Origin of the sequence: Mesorhizobium sp. M4A.F.Ca.ET.050.02.1.1 (assembly GCF_003997725.1) — a bacterium.
Classification (GTDB): Bacteria; Pseudomonadota; Alphaproteobacteria; order Rhizobiales; family Rhizobiaceae; genus Mesorhizobium.
This window is the reverse complement of the sequence record NZ_RZSG01000550.1, coordinates 1-4079: the sequence shown is the minus strand read 5'-3', so window position 1 is coordinate 4079 and position 4079 is coordinate 1. Positions and strand designations below refer to the sequence as shown.

Below are 4079 nucleotides of genomic sequence, written 5' to 3'. Positions count from 1 at the left end.
TGGATGCCATCGGCGACAGGGGCAAGAAGACGCAAGCCACGATTGTCTTCGCCGGCGCCGTCCTCGCCATCCTCGTGCTGCCGGTAAGCTGGTACATGCAGGTGTACGGCGGAGACAGCCGCGGGCGCATCGTGCGGATGGACTATCATTCGCTGTACAGCCAGCTCATGTCCGACGGGCCGGTTCGCACTGTGATATCCAGCTGGTTCTGGGCCGGCAATTTGCGTCTTGTCGATCCCGATCTCGTCGTGCTCGACGACGAGATACCCGATTTCGCCCCGTCGATCCGCGAACCCGCCGTGCTTGTCCTGGCGGCGGACGACGGCGAGCCGAATTCGGTCATTTTCGACAGGATCGCCAACGCCGGCTATGCGATGGAGACCATCCATCGGCAGGTTGCGGTACCTCAGTTGCTCGGCGGTACGCCCACGACCCGCCAGCTCACGATAACCAGACTCTACAAGATCACGGCGCAATAGCGGCACCAGGAGAGCCCGCATGGAGACGCAACGCTTCGGCCGCCATCGCAAGATCATGCCGTTCGAACCGGATGCGGCCGGCTCCGTCGAGGCGTTGCGCGAAGCCTCCCGCCAGAAGGCGGCCTCGCTCAACCAGCATGTGCTGGGCTACGGGGCGTTCGCCGAGGCCGAGTGGCAGGCGGCCGGCATTGCCGCTCCCGATCTTGCGGCCATACGCGAATACCGGCTCGGCAGAATACGTGCCGAGTTGAAGCGGCGCGACTACGCCGGCGCGCTGCTCTACGATCCCGTCAACATCCGCTACGCGACCGACTCGACCAACATGCAGCTGTGGGTCGCGCACAATCCGACGCGCCACTGTTTCGTTGCCACCGAGGGACCGGTGGTGCTATTCGATTATTTCTCCTGCGAGCACCTGTCCGATCATTCCGGGGTCGTCGACGAGGTGCGGCCGGCGGTGTCGTGGATGTATCTCTACAGCGGCGAGCTGACGTCATTGAAGGTCCGCCGCTGGGCCGCAGGCATCGCCGATCTGGTTGCGCAACATGGCGGCGGCAACCACCGCATCGCGGTCGACCACATCAATCCGGAGGGCGCCGAGGAGCTAGCCCGCCTCGGCGTCAGTATCGGAAATGGCGAGGCAGTGATGGAGAGCGCGCGGCTGATCAAATCGCCGGACGAGATCCTCGCCATGCGCCGCTCGATCGTCGCCTGCGAGGCGGCGATGGGCGAGATGGAACGGGCGCTGAAACCAGGCATTTCCGAAAACGAGCTCTGGGCGGAGCTCCATCGCGGCAACATCGCGCGCGGCGGCGAATGGATCGAGACCAGGCTGCTGTCTTCCGGTCCGCGCACCAATCCGTGGTTCCAGGAGTGCTCGTCGCGCGTCATCAAGGAAGGCGATCTCGTCGCCTTCGACACCGATCTGATCGGCCCGTATGGCTTCTGTGCCGACCTCTCGCGCACCTGGCTCTGCGGCGACGGAAAACCGTCGGACGAGCAGCGCGATCTCTTCCGCATCGCCGCCGACCAGATCGCCCACAACACCGAACTGATGCGGCCGGGCATTTCCTTCCGCGAGCTCGTCGAGCGCGCGACGGTCCCGCCCGGCGACTGCTTCCCGACCCGCTACGGCGTGCTCTACCACGGCGTCGGCCTGGCGGACGAATATCCGACGCTGCCGCACGCCAGCGACTGGACCGAGGATACGCCGGACGGCGTGCTCGAACCCGGCATGGTGCTGTGCGTCGAAAGCTATATCGGCCGCCTGGGCGGACGCGAGGGTGTCAAGATCGAGGAGCAGATCCTGATCACCGAGACCGGCAACCCGCAGCTCTCGCGCTATCCCCTCGACGAGCGGCTACTGGGCTGAATCAGCGATCGCTTCGCGTAACGCCGCTACCGTCTCTGGCGGCGTGGCGCGGGCGGTGATGAACGGCAGGCCTTTGCGCCGCTTGGTCCAGCCAACGACCTTCACTTCTCGCGCGGCCGGCTCGAAGCGTTTGGCCAGCGCCCAGCTCTCGCAGTCGATCGCCGCGACATCGGCACTGCCCTCGGCAATGGCGACGATCGAGGAGCGATGCCCGCCGCTCTCGATCTGCGAAGCAAAAATGTCGAGGCTTTCGCCCATCGCCTCCAGGTCGCGCGTCAGCCCGAGCAGTCCGGACATGGAATCCGGATTGTTGAAGGCGAAGCGTTTGCCACGGATGAGATCGAGCGGGATCGAGGCGCTGCCATCAGCCGGCGATGCTACGAACGGCCCGCCGTCCGCCGGCATGACGATGGCGCTGGAATAGAGCTCGCCCTGCCCGCCCTCGATGGCATCGTAGCTCGGCTGGCCGATCACCTGGACGTGGCTCGCGAGCCCCAGTTCCATCGGCCCCCAACAGGTCTGCCCGAACAGCAGCGCCGGATGCAGCCAGAGCCCGTGGAAATCGAGGTCGCTCGCCGGCAGCGTCGCCGGATCGGGCGCGATGACCTTGCCGGCTGCGTCGCGGATGCCGCCGGGCACCGGCGGCAGGTCGCCATTGCCGCGGACGAGTATCTCCGGCGCGTCGATGCCCTTCTGCCTGATGGCTTCACGCAGCCGCGCCCATTGCGCATCGACCTCGCCCCTCGCCTCGGGCCAGTCATACATCGGCAAGGCCGCAACGAATTCGCTCATGCCTGGATTTGACCGCTGTTCTGGAAAACTGACAAGATCGCGGACGCGAGCCGCCCGCAGCATAGATGCCGCGTGGCGGCTATACCGGGATCATTCCTTCGGCGGCTCGGCCGGAACCGGCGCGCTGCCTAGCCCATTGACGTTGCGCGCCCGAACCCGCGGCTTGAATGCCCGGCCCGGCTCCGGCGCGCGCCGCAGCACCGGATGGACGATTGGCTCCTTCGCCTTGAAGGCATGCGCCTTGAGCAGCGCGAAATAGTTCGGGTAGGCATAGCCATTGTTCATCCGCAGCCACTCCTCGCGGCGGTCGCGGAACAGCTTCGGCAGTCTGTACCAGGCAACCGTCGGGCTCTTGTGATGAACGAAATGCAGATTGTTGTTGAGGAACAGGAAGGACAGCGGCGAGCGCTCGATGATCACCGTGCGCCCTTCCGGATGCTCCGACCACTGATGCTCGGCATAGGTGCGGATCGAAATCATCGACTGGCCGAGCCAAACCGGCACCAGGATGTAGAGCCACAGCGGAATGCCGAAGCCGAACGTCACGATCGGCACGACTACGGCAAGGCCGACGGCGTGCAGCAGCCATGCCTTGCGGATCGCCTTGTCGCCGGCAGCAATCTGCTTGGCGTCGTCGATGAAGAAACCGATCGACGACAGCCACGGACCGAGAATGAGCCGGCCTATCATCGTGTTGTTGACCTTCAGCAGGAATTTCATCGCCGGCGGCAACTCCTCATGCATCCAGAGCGCCTGATAATAGCTCTCCGGATCGTCAAGCGGATCAGTCAGCCGCTCGTCGGCATGGTGGCGAAGATGGATCGTCTTGAAGCGGCGGAACGGCCACACCACGCCGATCGGCAGGAAGACAAAGGCTTCATTGATCCGCGCATTGCGTGTCGGATGGCCGTGCAGCACTTCGTGCATCAGCGAGGATTGCAGCGCGGCGGTCAGGGCCAGGGCGCCGAGCGCCAGTATCGGATAGGATGGCCAGAGAAGGAAGCCGGTGGCGAGCCAGGTGCCGTAGCAGAAAAATGCCAAGAACACGGTCGGCCATTCGATAGCCGCTGCACTGCTACGTCTCTTAGTCATGCTTGCCATGCGATCGACCACTGCCCTCCAGTCGCCGGAACCACTTTGATTCCTGACAGCATTGTGTCAGGAGCCTGCCGTTGTCGCAACGCGACAAAGCGCACAAACTGTTGCGAGTGCGCATTTTCAGCCGCATATGTTATACATTGTAAACAAAACGGAGGATTCATTTACGCCTGAGCCACGTTCAATTCGGCTTCGGCGCAAATTTTTCCTCTCCAAAGCTGGAGCAGCATGATGGACAAGCGCGACCTGTCGACTCTCTTCCGAGAGCGCCTGAAATTGCTCTTGACACGCTCGGACCTGAACCAGTCGGCTTTCGCGACAGCGGTCGGTATAGACCG

The 4079-nt window shown here is 63.9% G+C and carries 3 protein-coding genes and 2 pseudogenes; 3 read left to right on the top strand and 2 right to left on the bottom strand.

The window, feature by feature from the left end:
- Together EOA33_RS39295 and EOA33_RS26630 are read left to right on the top strand one after the other, a co-directional pair.
- Positions 1-479, top strand: a pseudogene (locus tag EOA33_RS39295) (glycosyl transferase family 39); the annotation flags it as partial.
- 19 nt (positions 480-498) lie between these two features.
- A complete protein-coding gene (locus tag EOA33_RS26630; RefSeq protein WP_126054111.1) occupies positions 499-1851 on the top strand; it encodes a Xaa-Pro peptidase family protein in 1353 nt (450 codons plus the stop codon).
- Here the strand turns inward: EOA33_RS26630 and EOA33_RS26625 are convergent.
- Together EOA33_RS26625 and EOA33_RS26620 are read right to left on the bottom strand one after the other, a co-directional pair.
- Positions 1840-2643, bottom strand: coding sequence for a PhnD/SsuA/transferrin family substrate-binding protein (locus tag EOA33_RS26625; protein ID WP_126054110.1), 804 nt, complete (start codon positions 2641-2643; stop codon positions 1840-1842). The two genes, EOA33_RS26630 and EOA33_RS26625, sit on opposite strands and share 12 nt — an antisense overlap.
- A gap of 90 nt (positions 2644-2733) precedes the next feature.
- Positions 2734-3744, bottom strand: a complete 1011-nt coding sequence (locus tag EOA33_RS26620; RefSeq protein WP_127420988.1) for a fatty acid desaturase — start codon at positions 3742-3744, stop codon at positions 2734-2736.
- Positions 3745-3972: 228 nt separating this feature from the next.
- Here EOA33_RS26620 and EOA33_RS40830 point away from each other — a divergent pair.
- A pseudogene (locus tag EOA33_RS40830) lies at positions 3973-4079 on the top strand (transcriptional regulator); the annotation flags it as partial.